The sequence below is a fragment of the Streptococcus oralis genome (assembly GCF_019929365.1).
Taxonomy (GTDB): Bacteria; Bacillota; Bacilli; order Lactobacillales; family Streptococcaceae; genus Streptococcus; species Streptococcus oralis_BT.
This window is the reverse complement of the sequence record NZ_JAHZPH010000003.1, coordinates 51,102-69,641: the sequence shown is the minus strand read 5'-3', so window position 1 is coordinate 69,641 and position 18,540 is coordinate 51,102. Positions and strand designations below refer to the sequence as shown.

Annotated in this window: 19 protein-coding genes and 1 riboswitch; of the genes, 13 read left to right on the top strand and 6 right to left on the bottom strand. The window is 42.8% G+C overall.

Annotated features, from left to right (window positions below; genetic code table 11):
- Positions 1-110 precede the first annotated feature (110 nt).
- Positions 111-608, bottom strand: coding sequence for a helix-turn-helix domain-containing protein (locus K1I53_RS05470; protein ID WP_223328765.1), 498 nt, complete (start codon positions 606-608; stop codon positions 111-113).
- A 158-nt stretch (positions 609-766) separates the two neighbouring features.
- Here K1I53_RS05470 and ruvA point away from each other — a divergent pair, with 158 nt between their 5' ends.
- Entirely contained in the window at positions 767-1,360 is a 594-nt protein-coding gene (gene ruvA, locus K1I53_RS05465) for a Holliday junction branch migration protein RuvA (protein ID WP_223328665.1), read from the top strand.
- Positions 1,361-1,369: 9 nt separating this feature from the next.
- Positions 1,370-1,933, top strand: a complete 564-nt coding sequence (locus K1I53_RS05460; RefSeq protein WP_223328664.1) for a DNA-3-methyladenine glycosylase I — start codon at positions 1,370-1,372, stop codon at positions 1,931-1,933.
- Positions 1,934-2,016: 83 nt separating this feature from the next.
- Here K1I53_RS05460 and K1I53_RS05455 read toward each other — a convergent pair whose 3' ends face one another.
- From K1I53_RS05455 to K1I53_RS05435, 5 genes are all read right to left on the bottom strand, one after another.
- Complete coding sequence (locus K1I53_RS05455; protein WP_000166112.1) at positions 2,017-2,280, bottom strand: SemiSWEET family transporter; 264 nt, start codon at positions 2,278-2,280, stop codon at positions 2,017-2,019.
- Between the two features lie 105 nt (positions 2,281-2,385).
- Positions 2,386-3,420, bottom strand: coding sequence for a S66 family peptidase (locus K1I53_RS05450; RefSeq protein WP_223328663.1), 1,035 nt, complete (start codon positions 3,418-3,420; stop codon positions 2,386-2,388).
- A 267-nt stretch (positions 3,421-3,687) separates the two neighbouring features.
- Positions 3,688-4,035, bottom strand: coding sequence for a TfoX/Sxy family protein (locus tag K1I53_RS05445; RefSeq protein WP_223328662.1), 348 nt, complete (start codon positions 4,033-4,035; stop codon positions 3,688-3,690).
- A 15-nt stretch (positions 4,036-4,050) separates the two neighbouring features.
- Positions 4,051-4,728 (bottom strand): DUF1129 domain-containing protein, encoded by a 678-nt coding sequence (locus tag K1I53_RS05440; RefSeq protein WP_223328661.1) that lies wholly within the window; start codon positions 4,726-4,728, stop codon positions 4,051-4,053.
- Between the two features lie 11 nt (positions 4,729-4,739).
- Positions 4,740-5,684: a magnesium transporter CorA family protein gene (locus tag K1I53_RS05435; protein ID WP_223328660.1), complete on the bottom strand. Its 945-nt coding sequence runs from the start codon at positions 5,682-5,684 to the stop codon at positions 4,740-4,742.
- A gap of 137 nt (positions 5,685-5,821) precedes the next feature.
- On the opposite strand from K1I53_RS05435, the gene uvrA reads away from it, so the two are divergent.
- The 11 genes from uvrA to K1I53_RS05380 all read left to right on the top strand — a co-directional run bounded on the left by uvrA (position 5,822) and on the right by K1I53_RS05380 (position 18,466).
- Complete coding sequence (uvrA, locus tag K1I53_RS05430) at positions 5,822-8,653, top strand: excinuclease ABC subunit UvrA (RefSeq protein WP_223328659.1); 2,832 nt, start codon at positions 5,822-5,824, stop codon at positions 8,651-8,653.
- On the top strand, positions 8,646-9,707 hold the full coding sequence (locus K1I53_RS05425) for a M24 family metallopeptidase (RefSeq protein WP_223328658.1): 1,062 nt from the start codon (positions 8,646-8,648) through the stop codon (positions 9,705-9,707). The genes uvrA and K1I53_RS05425 overlap by 8 nt, the downstream gene beginning before the upstream one ends.
- A 55-nt stretch (positions 9,708-9,762) precedes the next feature.
- Positions 9,763-9,914: riboswitch (M-box (ykoK) riboswitch) on the top strand.
- Between the two features lie 195 nt (positions 9,915-10,109).
- On the top strand, positions 10,110-12,770 hold the full coding sequence (gene mgtA / locus K1I53_RS05420; protein ID WP_223328657.1) for a magnesium-translocating P-type ATPase: 2,661 nt from the start codon (positions 10,110-10,112) through the stop codon (positions 12,768-12,770).
- Between the two features lie 134 nt (positions 12,771-12,904).
- Positions 12,905-13,303, top strand: a complete 399-nt coding sequence (gene spx / locus K1I53_RS05415; protein WP_000591165.1) for a transcriptional regulator Spx — start codon at positions 12,905-12,907, stop codon at positions 13,301-13,303.
- Between the two features lie 63 nt (positions 13,304-13,366).
- Entirely contained in the window at positions 13,367-13,936 is a 570-nt protein-coding gene (locus K1I53_RS05410; RefSeq protein WP_000724879.1) for an SP0191 family lipoprotein, read from the top strand.
- An 87-nt stretch (positions 13,937-14,023) separates the two neighbouring features.
- Positions 14,024-14,290, top strand: coding sequence for an IreB family regulatory phosphoprotein (locus K1I53_RS05405; protein WP_000507060.1), 267 nt, complete (start codon positions 14,024-14,026; stop codon positions 14,288-14,290).
- Positions 14,291-14,293: 3 nt separating this feature from the next.
- Positions 14,294-14,713, top strand: a complete 420-nt coding sequence (gene ruvX / locus K1I53_RS05400; RefSeq protein WP_223328656.1) for a Holliday junction resolvase RuvX — start codon at positions 14,294-14,296, stop codon at positions 14,711-14,713.
- A gap of 15 nt (positions 14,714-14,728) precedes the next feature.
- A complete protein-coding gene (locus tag K1I53_RS05395) occupies positions 14,729-15,034 on the top strand; it encodes a DUF1292 domain-containing protein (RefSeq protein ID WP_000017624.1) in 306 nt (101 codons plus the stop codon).
- 310 nt (positions 15,035-15,344) lie between these two features.
- Positions 15,345-16,595, top strand: a complete 1,251-nt coding sequence (locus tag K1I53_RS05390; RefSeq protein WP_223328655.1) for a bifunctional folylpolyglutamate synthase/dihydrofolate synthase — start codon at positions 15,345-15,347, stop codon at positions 16,593-16,595.
- A gap of 90 nt (positions 16,596-16,685) precedes the next feature.
- Positions 16,686-17,129 (top strand): SP_0198 family lipoprotein, encoded by a 444-nt coding sequence (locus tag K1I53_RS05385; RefSeq protein WP_223328654.1) that lies wholly within the window; start codon positions 16,686-16,688, stop codon positions 17,127-17,129.
- Between the two features lie 185 nt (positions 17,130-17,314).
- The gene (locus tag K1I53_RS05380; RefSeq protein WP_223328653.1) at positions 17,315-18,466 is read left to right on the top strand and encodes an iron-containing alcohol dehydrogenase; all 1,152 of its coding nucleotides are present in this window, start codon (positions 17,315-17,317) and stop codon (positions 18,464-18,466) included.
- Positions 18,467-18,540 lie beyond the last annotated feature (74 nt).

Genomic DNA, 18,540 nt, shown 5'->3' with positions numbered 1-18,540 from the left:
TCTTTTAGAACAAGGCTTTTTAGTTTTACTAAAGTGGGAACTTGACACGAGATTTACACTTGCTTGACAAGACCAGTTCTAAAAGATGTTGCAAAACTGAATTAGCTAATTCAAGGTTTGGTATAGTCGTCATTGTCTGAAGGAGTCTCAAGGCCAATGACCTTATCAAGATAACGTTGTTTGGTTTTGAGAGCCTTATTGATAGCGATAGCAGAAGCGATTAAGAGAACGAAGGTCAGCCAGATCCAAGCGGTGAATTCGGCTGGGAAACTAGAACCAGATAAAAAGAGATAGATAGCCAGAGCCAATACGAAAACATTAATCACTTGCCAAAGACCAAAGGATTTAACCTCTTTATAGTATTTGTCCTTGTCTTCTTCCAAGATCACTACTGTGGAAGTTTTTTCAGAGTTTTCATCTAGTAGTAGATAGTCAGTTGTCACTTGAAAAATCTTGCTTAATTCAATGATTTTTTCGATTTCTGGAAGAACTTGACCAGACTCCCATTTGGAGATGCTTTGCCGAGAAACATTGATTTGTTCTGCTAGCTTTTCTTGGGACCAACCTTTTTCCTTTCTGAGTTCAAATAGTTTTTCTGCGAGTTTCATCATTCTATCCTCCTTTTTTCTACTTCTATCCTAACAATTTTTACTTATAATGAGAATACAATCTCCTGTACTATTTGTCAACCAGAGGTTGCACCTTTTGTTGCAGTCTGTCTTGAGGAAATATGGTATACTAGATAGGCAAAATTATGGAGAAAATTATGTACGAATATCTAAAAGGAATCATTACCAAAATCACTGCTAAATATATCGTCCTTGAGGCAAATGGTATCGGTTATATCTTGCATGTGGCCAACCCCTATGCCTACTCAGGTCAGGTTAACCAAGAAGCTCAAATTTATGTTCATCAGATCGTGCGTGAGGATGCCCATCTACTCTATGGCTTTCGCTCAGAAGACGAGAAGAAACTTTTTCTCAGTCTGATTTCGGTCTCAGGGATTGGTCCTGTGTCTGCTCTTGCTATTATTGCAGCCGATGACAATGCTGGCTTGGTTCAAGCCATCGAAACCAAGAACATCACCTACTTGACCAAGTTCCCTAAAATTGGTAAGAAAACAGCCCAACAGATGGTGCTGGACTTGGAAGGGAAAGTGGTTGTAGCTAGTGATGCCCTTCCTGCCAAGGTCGCAGTGCAAGCCAGCGCTGAAAACCAAGAACTGGAAGAAGCTATGGAAGCCATGTTGGCACTGGGCTACAAGGCAACAGAGCTCAAGAAAATCAAGAAATTCTTTGAAGGAACGACGGATACAGCTGAAAACTACATCAAGTCAGCCCTCAAGATGTTGGTCAAATAGGAGAATAATATGCCGAAACGTTGTGGTTGGGTAAAAGTGAATAACCCTTTATATGTGGGCTATCATGACGAGGAGTGGGGCCAGCCCCTTCATGATGACCGCGCCCTTTTTGAGTTGCTTTGTTTGGAGACTTATCAGGCTGGTCTGTCTTGGGAAACGGTGCTAAACAAGCGCCAAGCTTTCAGAGAAGCATTTTACAACTACCAAGTCCAAGGTGTTGTGGAGATGACGGATGCAGAGTTGGAGGCCTTGTTAGACAATCCAGCTATCATCCGAAATAGGGCCAAGATTTTTGCGACGCGCGCCAACGCCCAAGCATTTTTACAAGTCCAGGCAGCATATGGCTCCTTTGATGCCTACCTCTGGTCTTTTGTCGAGGGAAAAACTATCGTAAATGATGTCTCTGACTATCGCCAGGCACCTGCTAAAACCCCTTTGTCTGAAAAGTTATCTCAAGATCTCAAAAAACGAGGCTTCAAGTTTACAGGTCCAGTCGCCGTTTTATCTTTTCTTCAGGCGGCAGGTCTGATAGACGACCACGAGAATGATTGTGAGTGGAAAAACGGAAATTAGTGAGTGCAAGCGTCTAACTATCTGAGAATATAGAAAAAAGCTGAGAAATTCCTCTCAGCTTTTTGATTATATGCTAGTAATTTTTATAGTGCAGTAAGAAATGTCAGTCCACCTAAGACAACGCCAGCTGAGTTTGGAATAATTAGTATCCAATCCTTCTTAGGCTCTTTTGTCCATCCGTAAATAACCCAAATTAAACAAGATACTGCTGCGGATAAAGGCTGGAATGGTTGAGCTTTGTTGCCTTGTAAATTGGCAAAAATTTGTGGGATGTAGGCGATAAATACAATAATCCCGATAAAAGCCCCGATTGAACCGACAATTTGATTTATTTTTTGTTTAGTCATATACACCTCCTTCAAAAGGATATCATAGAAATAAGCAAAATGCAATAAATTCAGACACAAATTGTAACGAAAATCAATACCAAAGCACAAAAATGGAGAAATTGTTTATTTTTTGTTATAGTCAAAGCGAATGACTTGCTCCTGTGCATCCACATAAGCGTGAACGCCAAAGGGAACAATGGCTCTTGGAGTTGCGTGGCCGACATTCAGATTATAGACAATCGGGATATTGTTATCAATGATATCCAATAGTGCCTCTTTATAGTCGTCATAGAAAGTTTCATCCATAGGTTTTCCGACCAAGAGTCCACTGATGACCTCAAATATTCCAGTTTTTTTCAAAGCTAGCAACATTTTTTTGAAATCATCAGGTTCAGGCTTTTCTTGACTTGTTTCTAGCAATAGAATCTTTCCTTCCCAGTCTGACAAGTCAGGGAAAAGTGTATACTTTTGGCAGAGGTCTGTGCTATCTGCGTGTAGAGAGTTGTCAAAAATATCATAGAGAGACTCAAGACAACCACCGAGGATTTCTCCCTCAAACTGGGCATTTCCTTGTAACAAGTCAAAACCAGTATTTACATGGCTGAGACGAGGTGTTCCCAAAGCTTTGGGACTGAAGTCAGTTCTTTCCTCATACCAAACGTCACTAGGTCGAATTTCTGAGATTCTTCCCGTCTTTATCAATTCTTTAAAGTAGTGAAAGCTATAGGGCAACATCTCCTTGTCCAATTCACAAATGTCGGCTAGAAAGGATTGGCCGTAAAAAGTCTTGATTCCTAGTTTGTGCAACATAAGGTGGTTCATGGTCGTATCCGAGAAACCGAGAAAGATCTTTGGCTTGATAACCTTTTGTAGTTGGTCCTTTTCAAAAAGATAAGGTAGCAAGCGATAGGTATCGTTTCCACCAATGGCGCATAGAATCATGTCGATGCTATCGTCCGAAAAGGCCTGCATCAAATCCCCTGCACGCGCCTCAGGATGATCCTTGATAAAGTCTAATCCTTTTTGCGAATGAGGCAAAAAGATAGGATTGAGTCCCAGATCCTTGAGACGCTGGACACCCAGCTCCACTTCGTGTTTGACAAAGTCTTCTCCGATAATGCCACTAGACAAACTAACAATACCAATAGTAGAAACCATATCTCATCCTCCTAGAAATAGATTGATACTCTTCGAAAATCAAATTCAAACCACGTCAGCTTAGCCTTGCCGTACTCAAGTACAGCCTGCGGCTAGCTTCCTAGTTTGCTCTTTGATTTTCATTGAGTATGAGCCTATTCTATCACAAAAGATGAGAGAAAACTACAAGAATGAGACTCAGAAGTGCTATTGAATCTCAAGAAAGCGAGTGAAAAAGCAACCACCTGTGCAGTTGCTTTTCGTTTTTCTAATCTCGCTAGATATGAGTTACTTGGTCAACTCTTGATTATGGGAGAGGGCTAAATCAATCCAGTAAGGAAGTTCTTTTTGACCTTCGATATCTAGGTCTATATAGCCATGATAAGGTCGCCCTCTCATCAATGTAGTATGGGCTCCTGTTCGAGGTAGAACTTGCTTTTCCATTTCTTTGCCGATTCTCACCATAACCAGCTCGTCCTTTCTGGAACTGACTGTAAGGACCATTTTCCCACGAATCATAAAGGCCAGGCCACCAAACAGTTTCTTTTCTTCTAGCTCTTCTTCGAAAATTTGGGGAGGAAGTTTGAGTGCTAGAATTTTGCGAATCTGCTGAGCTAAAGATTGACTATATGCCATAGCTTTTCACTTTTCTTAATAACGTGATGGGCCTGCGCTTGCGCTTCGGATATTGAAGCGTTTTTTGAGATAGAAGCGAAGGGCGAGAAGCACTGCTCCTAGGATAGCCAAAGGCAATGGAGCAAGGACTGGATTGAGGGCTGCTGGTAGGAAGCTAGTTCCAAAGAAAACGGCTAACCAAAGGACCATAGAAGCCAGGATAACGAGCACAGATTTCCAGAATGGAGGACGCTGGCTACGGTCTGTGTCTGGTCCATAATAGCGGTAGACAAAGTAGTACATCAAGTAGAAGGCAAGTCCTCCTACAAGACCAACAAGCAAAAGGGTAATCAAGCCATAGCCAATGGCTTGATTAGCTGAAAAGGCTGTCGTAATGGCACTGATCATTGCAAACAAACCAGTGATGAAAAGGGCTGAGTCCATAATCATGAGTTTTGGATCATCATTTTCCTTAGGATGCTCTTTTTCGTACTGTTCCTTGACTGTAAAGCTATGAGCCCAGTGGGTTGGAGCACCATAGAGGGCACGAGCCGTCGTTCCTTTGGCTTGCTCTTCAAGGATTTTAGGAATGACTTCCTCAAAGACAGCCTTGATTTCAGCATCTGTTTTGCCATCTTTGATAAATTGCTGGGTTGCGATGTGGATAAACTCTTGGTTTTTCTTGGTTAGTTTTTGTAAATCAATCTGAGACATAGGGATTCCTCTTAGAACCATTTTTTATGGATGAGATAGAGAGTGAGCGAGACACTCATAGCAAAGGCGATAAAGACGATTAACCAGAAGGCGTGTGGCTCACCGTTCAGAGGGATTTCATTATCCTTAAAGTTCATCCCGTAGGCTGAGAAGATCATAGTTGGGACAGACATGACGATGGTCACGAGAGCCAGGGTCTTCATGATGTTGTTCTGGTTGTTGGAAATGATAGAGGCAAAGGTCTCTGTCATAGAGTGAAGGACGTTTCCATAGATATCTGCCATCTCGATGGCCTGTTGCGTTTCTATTAGAGTATCTTCAAGAATATCCTCATCCTCTAGGTATTTCTTAATATTGCTAGTTGCGCTGGTCAATTTCTTAATCACGCGCTCGTTTGTCTTAAGTGAGGCCTTGAAATAGACGATGGTCTTTTCCAATTCCATGAGTTCGATCAGTTCTTCGTTTCGAGTAGACTTGTGAAGTTGACTTTCAATTTGTTCACTTTTACGGTCAATTGAACGAAGGGCAGTTAGATAAAGCTCTGCATTACGATAAAGGAGCTGAAAGATAAAGCGAGAGCGCATGAAGGTATAGAAGTTTCGAAGCCTGCGGTTAATAAAGATATCTAGTACAGGCAGTGGCTCTAAGCAGGTAGTGATAATCGTGGTATCGGTAATGACAATCCCTAGCGGGATGGTTACATAGTAGGTGCGATTATTTCTTTCTTCGGTGACGGGGACGTCCACGATAATTAGAGTGTACGCATCTTCGATGGTAATACGGGACATTTCTTCCGCATCGAGCGGTGCTCGGAGGTCAGTGATGTCGATATCGAAGGCGTTGGCGATTTCCAAAGATTCATTTTGTGTAGGATTGACGAGGTTAATCCAAGTACCCGGTTCAAGCGTGTCGATCTCTTTAAATTCAGTTGTTGTTGAGAGAAAAACTTGTTTCATATCCCCTATCCTTTCCTACTATTTCAGTGATTCATTTTTTGCACCGTACTATTATACTATAAAAACAGCTTTTTGGGTAATAGAATTTCACATTTTTTGGTATAATGGAAAGCAATAATGGACTAGAAAGAACAAAGATGCAAGATAAAATTGTGATTCATGGGGCGCGTGCCCATAACTTAAAAAATATTGATGTGGAGATTCCGCGAGACAAGCTGGTCGTCGTGACTGGTTTGTCAGGTTCTGGGAAATCCAGTCTGGCCTTTGATACCCTCTATGCGGAGGGACAACGTCGCTATGTAGAGAGTCTATCAGCCTATGCTCGTCAGTTTTTGGGCAACATGGAAAAACCAGATGTGGATGCCATTGACGGTCTTAGCCCAGCTATTTCCATCGACCAGAAAACCACTAGTAAAAACCCACGCTCGACCGTTGGGACAACAACTGAAATCAATGACTATCTGCGTCTCCTTTACGCACGTGTGGGGACGCCTTACTGTATCAACGGGCACGGGGCTATCAAGGCCTCTTCTGTAGAGCAAATCGTGGATAAGGTTTTGGAATTGCCAGAACGCCAACGTCTGCAAATCTTAGCTCCGGTCATTCGTAAGAAAAAAGGGCAACATAAGAGTGTCATTGAAAAGGTTCAGAAAGACGGCTATGTCCGCGTCCGAGTGGATGGGGAGGTCTATGATGTGACCGAAGTGCCAGAGTTGTCTAAGAGCAAGCAACACAATATTGATGTTGTGGTTGACCGTATTGTCATCAAGGAGGGCATCCGTAGCCGTCTCTTTGACTCCATTGAGGCTGCCCTTCGTATCGCAGAAGGTTATGTCATTATCGACACCATGGACGATTCGGAGTTGCTATTCTCTGAGCACTATGCCTGCCCGGTTTGTGGTTTTACCGTACCAGAGTTAGAGCCTCGTCTCTTCTCCTTTAATGCTCCTTTTGGCTCTTGTAGCGAGTGTGACGGTTTGGGCATCAAGCTGGAGGTGGATACTGATTTGGTGGTTCCTGATGCCAGCAAAACCTTGCGTGAGGGTGCCCTAGCACCTTGGAATCCTATCTCATCCAACTACTATCCAAACATGCTAGAGCAGGCCATGACAGCCTTTGGAGTAGATATGGATAAGCCTTTTGAGGATTTGTCAGAAGAAGATAAGAACTTGATTCTCTACGGTTCAGATGGCAAGGAATTCCATTTCCACTATGAGAATGAATTTGGCGGTGTGCGCGACATTGACATTCCTTTTGAAGGAGTGATTGGTAATATCAAGCGCCGTTACCATGAAACCAATAGTGACTACACGCGCACCCAGATGCGCCTCTACATGAATGAGCTAACCTGCGGAACTTGTCACGGCTACCGTCTCAATGACCAGGCCTTGTCTGTCCGTGTAGGCGGTGAGCAAGGACCGCATATCGGTGAAATCTCAGACTTGTCTATCGCAGACCACTTGGACTTGGTGAACCAGTTGACCTTGTCTGAAAATGAAGCCATCATTGCCCGTCCTATTCTCAAGGAAATCAAGGATCGCTTGACCTTCCTCAATAACGTAGGTCTCAACTATCTGACGCTGTCACGTTCGGCAGGAACCCTTTCAGGTGGGGAGAGTCAGCGAATTCGCTTGGCGACCCAGATTGGGTCCAATCTATCAGGTGTCCTTTATATCCTGGATGAGCCATCGATTGGTCTCCACCAGAGGGATAATGACCGCCTGATTGCCAGTCTGAAAAAGATGCGCGACTTGGGCAATACCCTCATCGTGGTGGAACACGACGAAGATACCATGCGTGAAGCGGATTATCTGATTGACGTTGGTCCTGGTGCGGGAGTCTTTGGTGGGGAGATTGTTGCTGCAGGAACACCCAAGCAGGTGGCTCGCAACAGTAAATCTATCACAGGTCAGTACTTGTCAGGGAAACGTTCCATTCCAGTACCAACAGAGCGCCGTTCCGGAAATGGTCGTTTTATCGAGGTGACGGGTGCGCGTGAGAACAACTTGCAAAATATCACTGCTCGCTTCCCGCTAGGAAAATTCATCGCAGTGACGGGGGTATCAGGTTCAGGGAAATCGACCTTAATCAACACCATCCTCAAAAAAGCCATTGCCCAGAAGCTCAACCGTAATTCAGACAAACCTGGTAAGTTTAAGACGATTACAGGGATTGAGCATGTAGACCGCTTGATTGATATTGACCAGAGCCCAATTGGACGAACGCCGAGGTCCAACCCGGCTACCTATACGGGGGTCTTTGACGATATACGTGACCTTTTTGCCCAGACAAATGAGGCTAAGATTCGTGGTTACAAAAAGGGGCGTTTCAGTTTCAACGTCAAGGGTGGTCGTTGCGAAGCCTGTTCAGGTGACGGGATTATCAAGATCGAGATGCACTTTTTGCCTGATGTTTACGTGGCTTGTGAAGTCTGCCACGGGACTCGCTACAACAGTGAAACCCTAGAAGTCCACTACAAGGAAAAGAATATCTCGCAGGTTTTGGACATGACCGTCAACGATGCTGTGGAATTCTTCCAACACATTCCCAAGATTCAACGCAAACTTCAGACCATCAAGGATGTGGGGCTGGGCTATGTAACGCTAGGGCAACCGGCTACCACCCTTTCTGGGGGAGAAGCTCAGCGTATGAAGTTGGCTAGCGAACTCCATAAACGCTCGACAGGAAAATCTTTCTACATTCTGGATGAGCCGACGACAGGGCTTCATACCGAGGATATCGCTCGCTTGCTTAAAGTCTTGGCTCGCTTTGTCGACGATGGCAATACCGTCCTCGTCATCGAGCACAATCTAGATGTTATCAAGACTGCAGACCATATCATCGACTTGGGACCTGAGGGCGGTGTCGGTGGTGGAACCATCATCGCAACAGGAACTCCAGAAGAAGTAGCTGCCAATGAAGCCAGCTACACAGGACACTATTTGAAAGGAAAGTTACATCATGAATAAACGTGTACAAGCATTTCTAGCTAAAATGCAAGAAAAAGAACTAGATGGTATCATTATCAATAACCTTAAAAACGTCTATTATTTGACCGGTTTTTGGGGTTCAAATGGAACAGTCTTTATCAGCCGTGACCGTCAGGTCTTGGTGACAGATTCTCGCTATATTATTGCAGCCAAGCAAGAAGTAACAGGTTTTGAAATTGTGGCTGACCGCGATGAATTGGCTGTCATTGCAGGCATTGTTAAGGATATGGGCTTGTCTCGCATTGGTTTTGAGGACGAGATTTCTGTCTCTTACTATCATCGTATGCAGGCTGCTTTGGCGGGAATTGATTTGCTTCCACAGACTCAGTTTGTTGAAGCGCTTCGTATGATTAAGGATGAGAAAGAGATTGCGACTATTCGCAAGGCTTGTTCTATCTCAGACCAAGCTTTCCGCGATGCCCTTGACTTTATCAAACCAGGAAAGACTGAAATTGAAATTGCCAACTTCCTTGATTTCCGCATGCGTGAGCTAGGGGCGGCAGGCTTGTCTTTTGATACCATTTTAGCGAGTGGTATCAACTCTTCTAAACCACATGCCCATCCCATGCATAAGCCAGTAGAGCTTGGCGAAGCCATTACCATGGACTTCGGTTGTCTCTACGACCACTATGTGAGTGATATGACACGGACCATTTATCTAGGTTATGTCAGTGACGAGCAGGCAGAGATTTATAATACGGTTCTGAAAGCCAATCAAGCCTTGATTGACCATGCCAAGGCAGGTCTAGGTTTCCGCGACTTTGACAAAATTCCTCGTGATATCATTGTGGAAGCAGGCTATGGAGACTACTTTACCCATGGTATCGGCCATGGTATTGGCCTGGATATCCACGAAGAACCTTACTTTAGCCAAACTTCCAAAGAAGTCATTAAATCTAGAATGGTCTTGACCGATGAGCCAGGCATCTATTTGGATGGCAAATACGGGGTTCGTATTGAAGATGATATCTTAATTACAGATAACGGTTGCGAATTGTTGACTCTAGCTCCAAAAGAATTAATTGTTATTTAAGAAAATTATGATAAATCATTGACTTTTATATTTTAAAGGTTTATACTGATAGACGAAAACGGTAGGTGAGGCTACCATAGGGATACGGATGACTACCGCAAAGCAGTGGAGACACTACTCGTTGGTCAACAGTCCTGGTCGCGAAGGCCAAGACTAAGCTCATTACATTGCCCTATGGAGTTAAAGCTTGAACGAAAAAACAGATAATTAGTTTTTCAATCCTGCCATTTTATGGTGGGATTTTCTACTGTTTTAGAACAAGGAAAGGAGACAAACGATGCAAATTGACGATCATCCAGAACCGCACATACACAGCCAATCGCTGATTTGTGTCGTTCTGCCCTTATAAAGTGATTGGTCTCTGTGTATGAAACACATCATTCATACAGATAGGAGAAACCAATGAAAACTACAAAAGAAAGATTAGCAACAGCTATTCACACACCTTTAAACGAAACTCTATCTTTTTATAAGACAAGTCTAACAGGCTTGACTGAGGAGCAGGTGGAGAAAAATCGTGACCTATATGGCGAAAACACCATCACCAAGGGTCAAGAAGACAGTATCCTTAAAAAGATTTACGAATCTATTATCAATCCATTTACAATCATCCTGCTGGTCATCGCTATGATTTCCATGGTGACCAATGTCTGGTTGGCGAAGCCTGGACAAGAAGATCCGACGACCTCTATCATCATCGTCGTTCTCGTTCTAATCTCTGGTGGCATACGCTTTGTCCAAGAACTGCGGAGTGACAAGGCTGCGACCAATCTATCAAAAATGATTGTGAATACAGCCACAGTTATTCGCGAAGGCCAGAGTTTAGAGGTCGCAATTGAAGATTTGGTCGTTGGAGATATAGTAAAATTAAGTGCTGGGGACATGATTCCAGCAGACCTCCTTTTAATTGAATCACGTGATTTCTTTGTCCAACAGTCTGGTTTGACAGGTGAAAGTGACTCGGTTGAGAAACTAGCCTTGTCAAAAATGAGTCAGTCAAACTTTGATAGTCTGTTAGAAGCAGAAGCGCTCGCCTTTATGGGAACCAATGTTATATCAGGAAGTGCCAAGGCCTTGATTCTAGCGGTCGGTGATGACACCATGATGGGAGAAATCGAGCAGACTCTCAATACCTATGACGAACCGACCTCTTTTGAACGGGAGATGAATAGCATCTCTTGGCTCTTGATCCGTTTGATGTTAGTCATGGTTCCCATCGTATTTCTCTCCAATGGCTTGACAGATGGCGACTGGCTGGAAGCAGGTGTGTTTGCACTGAGTGTTGGTGTTGGATTGACACCTGAGATGCTTCCTATGATCATCACGGCCAGTCTAGCAAAAGGCTCCATTATCATGGCTAAGGAAAAAGTCGTCATCAAAAAACTCAATGCCATACAGGACCTAGGTGCTATTGATATCCTATGCACGGATAAAACCGGAACCCTTACCCAAGACGAAATTGTCCTTGAATATCCTTTGGATATACATGGAGATTTGGATTTATCTGTATTGAGACGTGCCTATCTCAATTCCTATTTTCAAACGGGATTGAAAAATTTAATGGACCGTGCCATTATCAGTAGAACTGAAAAAGAAGCTAAAGAACACGCTATTCTACAAAATTTGGATACTAGCTTCCAAAAAATAGATGAATTGCCCTTTGATTTTGAACGCAGACGGATGAGTGTCATCGTCAAGGATGAGAACGAAGTTGTTAGTTTGGTAACCAAGGGTGCTCTAGAGGAAATGCTTGCGATTTCAACCCATGTGGAATATCAAGGTCAGATTAGCCCTCTGACGGATGATATTCGAGTGGAAATCTTAAAAGAAGTGGATCAACTCAATCAACAGGGCTTGCGAGTCTTGGGAGTCGCCTATAAAACAGGCCTAAAAGAAGGTTTTGCTTACTCCGTTGAAGATGAAAAAGAGATGATTCTAACAGGATATCTTGCCTTTCTAGATCCACCAAAACCATCAGCAGCACCTGCTATCCAAGCTTTGTTAGAACACGGTGTTCAAACAAAGATCTTGACGGGAGACAATGAGAAGGTAACCCAAGCAGTTTGCGAAAAAGTTGGTTTAGATGTTGATCAAATCTTGTTGGGTTCTGATATTGACGCCATGACGGACGAAGAGTTGGCCCAAGCAGTTCAGATGGTGACCGTCTTTGCCAAACTCTCTCCGGTTCAAAAAGCACGAATCATTTTACAAATCAAATCGAATGGACATTGTGTCGGCTATATGGGAGATGGGATCAATGATGCCCCTTCTATGAAAGTGGCCGATGTGGGGATTTCTGTTGATACAGCAGTAGATATTGCCAAAGAAACGGCTGATGTCATTTTGCTAGATAAGGATTTGATGGTGCTTGAAAAAGGGCTGGTTGAAGGACGCAAAGTCTACGCTAATATGACCAAATATATCAAGATGACGGTCAGCTCTAATTTCGGGAACATTTTCTCTCTGTTAGTTTCTGGTATCTTTTTACCTTTCCTTCCTATGGCTCCGATTCACTTGATTGTGTTAAACCTCGTCTACGACCTTTCTTGCATTGCCTTGCCATTTGATAATGTAGATGAAGACTTTTTGAAGCATCCCCATAAGTGGGAAGCTAAGTCTATTACTCGTTTTATGATTTGGATGGGTCCGATTTCTTCTGCCTTTGATATTTTGACCTTTATCTTGCTCTATTTTGTCATTGTCCCAATGGCGACAGGTCAAGCTTATGCTCACGGAGCAGAGTCTGCAACGGGCTTTATCATCTTGTTCCAGACAGGTTGGTTCATTGAATCCATGTGGTCCCAAACTATGGTTATCCATATGCTCCGTTCAGCAAAGCTTCCTTTCTTGCAAAGTCGTCCGTCATGGTTTGTTCTTGGAACAACCTTGCTGGCAGCTAGCTTTGTGACTTTCCTTCCCTACTCTTCAATTGCTAGCCTTCTTCATTTAACCCCTTTGGAACCAATTTATTTCCTCTTTTTGCTTTTGATCATCGTTCTCTATATGATCAGTGTTACAGTAGTGAAACGAATCTATATCAAAAAATTTAAAAGTTGGCTATAAATTGATTTTGTCAAGAAAAAAGTACGAAAATCGCTAAAAAAGTTAAATTTTTTTAAAAATAGGTCGCAAGTCGGATGTTTTTTATGGTATAATAGACTAAACTGATAGTAACATGTAGCGAAAGGGGTAGGCACATGATTAAGATTTATACCGTCTCCAGTTGCACAAGCTGTAAGAAAGCGAAGACTTGGCTCAACGCACACCAGTTAAGTTATAAAGAACAAAACCTTGGTAAAGAAGGAATTACGAGAGAAGAACTACTTGATATTCTGACAAAGACAGATAATGGAATTGCCAGCATTGTATCATCAAAAAACCGCTATGCGAAAGCTTTAGGAGTTGACATCGAAGATTTGAGTGTCAATGAAGTACTCAACTTAATCATGGAAACGCCACGGATCTTAAAAAGTCCGATTCTAGTTGACGAGAAGCGTTTGCAGGTCGGTTACAAAGAAGATGATATCCGTGCCTTTTTACCACGCTCTGTCCGTAATGTAGAAAATGCAGAAGCACGTTTGCGTGCAGCTCTATAAACATCGAGGCTGGGGTATCTCCTAGCCTTGTTCATTTTTTATCAAAAAATTATGTGAGGAATTATGAAAAAGATAGTAATTGGCGCAGCTACTCTCCTCCTGCTACTTGCAGGATGTGGCCAAAAGAAGGAAACGACATCCAGTTCAAAACATGAATCCGAAACACTCCAGTCTACTCTGCCCGTTTTGGAAAATGCGGAAAAGAATACGGTTGTGACCAAGACTTTGATTTTCCCTGAGTCAGGAGATGGCGTCAAGCAAACGCAAACCATTACCTATAAAGGGAAACAATTTCTAAAATTGGTTATTCGGCAGATACGGCCCTTAAGTGAGGAATTGAAATCCTTTATCGCTGACCACGGTCTTGAAGAAACTCAAAAAGCTCTTTTAGAAGCAGAAGAAAAGGATGAAATGCTTCAGGAAGCGCGCAAATTGGCAGGTTTTACACTTGAAACCAAACTGCTCAGTGAGACTGAAATCCAGACCACAACGACCTATGATTTACAAGTCTTGGATGTCAAAAAGGCGTCACAGACAGATTATTTGAAAAATCTTGGCTTAGAGACTCTTTTGAAAAATGAACCAAGCCAATATATCGCAGACAGAGTGGCAAATGGTGCGACAGAACAGTAAGAAAATCCAAATAAATGGGTTGACTTAATTGTAGAACGTAAGGAAATATGCTATAATAGTACTATTCTAAGGAAAGAGGGTGTTAGAATGGGATTTACTGAAGAAACTGTACGTTTTAAATTGGATGATTCCAACAAGAAGGAAATCAGTGAAACGTTGACAGATGTCTATGCTTCTCTGAATGAAAAGGGTTATAATCCGATAAATCAAATCGTCGGTTATGTATTGAGTGGAGACCCTGCCTACGTTCCTCGTTACAATAATGCACGAAATCAAATTCGTAAGTATGAGCGTGATGAAATTGTTGAAGAATTGGTGCGCTATTACCTTAAAGGACAAGGAGTCGATCTATAATCTATGAGAATTATGGGATTGGACGTCGGTTCAAAAACGGTAGGCGTGGCCATTAGCGATCCACTAGGCTTCACCGCTCAGGGACTTGAAATCATCCAAATCAATGAGGATCAGGGCCAGTTTGGCTTTGACCGTATCAAGGAATTGGTTGACAGCTATAAGGTGGAACGCTTTGTAGTAGGTTTGCCAAAAAACATGAACAATACCAGCGGTCCGCGGGTTGAAGCTAGTCAAGCCTATGGTGCCAAGCTAGAAGAACTCTTTGGTTTGCCAGTAGACTATCAAGATGAGCGCTTGACGACAGTCGCAGCTGAGCGTATGTTGATTGAGCAGGCTGACATCAGTCGCAACAAGCGAAAAAAAGTTATTGATAAGTTGGCTGCTCAGCTGATTTTGCAAAATTATTTAGATAGAAATTTTTAAGACAGAGGAGAAACTATGTCACACGATCACAACCATGACCACGAAGAACGTGAATTGATTACACTAGTAGATGAGCAAGGAAATGAAACCTTGTTTGAAATTCTTTTGACCATCGACGGAAAAGAAGAATTTGGTAAAAACTATGTTCTGCTAGTGCCAGTTAACGCGGAAGAAGATGAAAACGGTGAAGTTGAAATCCAAGCTTATTCATTCATCGAAAATGAAGACGGAACAGAAGGCGAATTGCAACCAATCCCAGAAGACTCAGAAGATGAATGGAACATGATTGAAGAAGTCTTCAACAGCTTTATGGAGGAGTAAAAACGTCCGGGGGACGTTTTTAGCCCAACTCCTAGAAATTGGAAGAGTTGGAATATTCGGGGGGGGGATTTTTACCCCAGTTCCTTGAAATAAGAGAGAACTGGTAAGTCCGGGAGACTGTATCAGCCCAACTCCTGAAAATTAGAAGAGTTGGAACGTCTGGGAGACGTTTTTAGCCCACATTGAAATTCATAGTAGCTAGTGATTAGCTAACCAGGTAAGAGGTCGGGATTTTAGTCCCGACCTCACTTTTTATTTGTAATCATACTTTGATGCGGTAGTTGATTGGACTTTTGTTAAGGAGATATGTATGTTTGAAGTAGAAGAGTGGCTCCATAGTCGGATTGGTTTAAACTTTAGATCTGGTCTTGGACGAATGCAACGAGCAGTGGATTTGCTGGGGAATCCTGAGAAGACTTATCCCATTATCCACGTAACAGGGACTAACGGTAAGGGGTCAACTATTGCCTTTATGAGAGAGTTGTTTGCAACTCATGGTAAAAAAGTTGGTACTTTTACCTCTCCTCATATCATCAGTATCCACGATCGAATCTGTATCAATGGGCAACCAATCGCAGATGAAGACTTTATCCGTATAGCTAACCAAGTCAAAGAGATGGAAAAGACTCTTTTAGAAACACATGACCAATTGTCTTTCTTTGAGTTGTTGACTTTGATTGCTTTGCTTTACTTTAAAGAGCAGGAAGTGGATCTAGTCCTGCTAGAAGTGGGGATTGGTGGTTTGCTTGACACGACTAATGTCGTAACAGGCGAGCTTGCAGTTATTACTTCGATTGGGTTAGATCATCAGGAGACCTTGGGGGATAGTCTGGAGGAAATAGCAGAGCAGAAAGCTGGTATTTTCAAGGTTGGAAAGAAGGCGGTCATTGTCAAGCTTGCTCCAGAAGCGGAGCTTGTCTGTCAAAAAAGAGCAAGAGAGTTAGCTGTTGACCTTTATCAAGCTGGGCAAGACTTCACTTTGAAAGCTGGGGATTTTTCAAGTAAGCTAGCAAGCTTTTCACAGCTTGAAATCGGTTTGGAAGGTGCCTATCAGCAAGAAAATGCCGCCTTGGCTTTAGAAACTTTTCTTCTGTTTATGGCGTCAAGAGGTGAAAGGGTCGAAGAAGAGCTTGTCAGACAGGCTTTGAAAGAGACCCACTGGGCAGGTCGATTGGAACGGATTCGTCCACAGATCTATCTAGATGGGGCTCACAATCTGCCAGCCTTGACTCGTCTAGTAGAGTTTATCCAGGGGAAAATCCAGCAAGGCTACCAGGTTCATGTCCTTTTTGGTGCCCTTAAACGTAAGGATTATCAGGGGATGTTAGGCTATCTAACGGAGCAGATGCCTCAGGTGGAACTTAAGGTAACAGGCTTTGACTACCAAGGTTCTTTGGATGAGAAGGATGTGGCGGGTTATGATTTGATTCCTTCCTATGGCGATTTTATCAGAGAATTTGAAGAAAAGGCCAATGACCAGGACTTGCTTTTCGTGACGGGGTCACTCTACTTTATCTCGGAAGTACGAGCGAGTTTAGTAGGAAGCGATGGGATTAGTTGACCTTCTAGGTTTAAGTTGCTACACTGGAGGTAGGAGGTATTTCTGGAAACGATTCCAGCAAAACATTGGCACAAAAGAAAGGAAATCGCTATGAAAACGAAAACATTCACACTTTCTATTGCTTCCCTAGCAATTCTTAGTCTTTTAGCAGCTTGTGGACCTAAGGCACAAGCCCCTACTCAGCAATCATCTTCTCAACAAGAATCATCTTCTAGTGCTGCTACAAGTGCTAGTCAACCACAAACGTCCTCAAGTCAGGACACTACTGTAGCTCAACCTACGAACATTGATGGTACCTATACTGGAAAAGATGAGAATGACCAAATCACTCTTGTTGTAACAGGTAAAACTGGTACATGGACTGAGGTCGAGCCAGATGGAGATAAGGAAATCAAGCAAGTCAGCTTTGAGCCAGAAAATCAACGTGTCATTATCGGTGATGATGTCAAGATTTACGCAGTTAATGGTAATCAAATGATTATCGACGATATGGACCGAGAGGCATCTGACCGAGTAGTCTTAACGAAACAATAATGATTAAGTAAAAGTTCCAATGAGATGAAATTAGTCTTTTTGGAGCTTTTTTTCTTGAAAAAGTGGCTGGCTGTTCTTTACTAACTTTTTGCTTAAAGCGCTTACAAATATTTGTAAAACTTCTTATAAGGTCGTATACTTATAGTAAATAATCAAATAGCGCAAAGGCGCAGGAGGAAAAGCATATGGCTACATTTTACGTTCCATCAGTTAACCTTATCGGTAAAGGTGTTGTAAATGAAGTAGGTCCGTATATCAAGGAACTGGGGTATAAGAAGGCCCTTTTGGTGACAGATAAGTTCATCGAAGGCAGTGATATTTTACCTAAGGTCCTAAAACCACTAGATGCTGAAGGGATCGAATATGTGATCTTTAGCGATGTGGAGCCAAATCCGACTTGTAAGAACGTCACAGACGGAGTGGCTGCCCTGAAAGAGCATGGATGTGACTTCATCATCAGTCTTGGAGGAGGGTCTCCACAGGATGCGGCTAGTTGTATCTCTATCATCGCTACAAATGGTGGCAAACCACAGGACTACGAAGGGCTTCATAAGTCTGCTGAAAAAGGGTTGCCAGTGGTTGCGATCAATACAACAGCTGGAACTTCTGCAGAAATTACCATTAACTATGTCATTACTGACGAAGAACGCAAGGTCAAGATGGTAATGGTTGATAAGAACAGCCTCGCCCTTATCTCAGTCAATGATCCAGAACTCATGCTTTCAAAACCGAAAGGATTGACAGCAGCGACAGGGATGGATGCTCTTACCCACGCTGTTGAAGCTTTGGTAACACCAGGTGCTTATAATGTGACCAAGAAACTCTCTATCGGAGCTATTGAACTCATCAAAGAGTATCTTCCTCGTGCTGTGGCTAACGGACAAGATATCGAAGCGCGTGAGGCTATGGTCAATGCCATCTTCCTCGGTGGTATGAGCTTTAACAATGCTGGTTTGGGATATGTTCATTCTATGGCTCACCAACTCGGTGCGGTATATAACTTGCCGCATGGTGTCTGCTGTGCCATGCTTCTCCCTGTTGTAGAACGCGAAAATGCCAAACGTGTACCAGAAGCTTTCCGCAATGTAGCCAAGGCTTTGGGACTCCATGTGGAAGGGAAAACAGACCAAGAATGTGCTGCCTACGCTATCGCTGAAATTGAAAAACTATCTGAAACCGTTGGTATTCCTAAGAAACTCACTGAACTCGGTATCCAAGAAAAAGACTTTGACTTTGACTACCTTTCTAAGAATGCCTTGATTGATGCCTGTGCACCTGGAAATCCATTTATGCCAACCTTAGAAGAAACTATTGCATTCTATAAGGAATTGTTCTAATTCTTAAAGTGAAAAAGAAGCTAAATAATTCAAGGAAGAACTATCATTTTGGTAGTTCTTTTTTTAAAAATTTG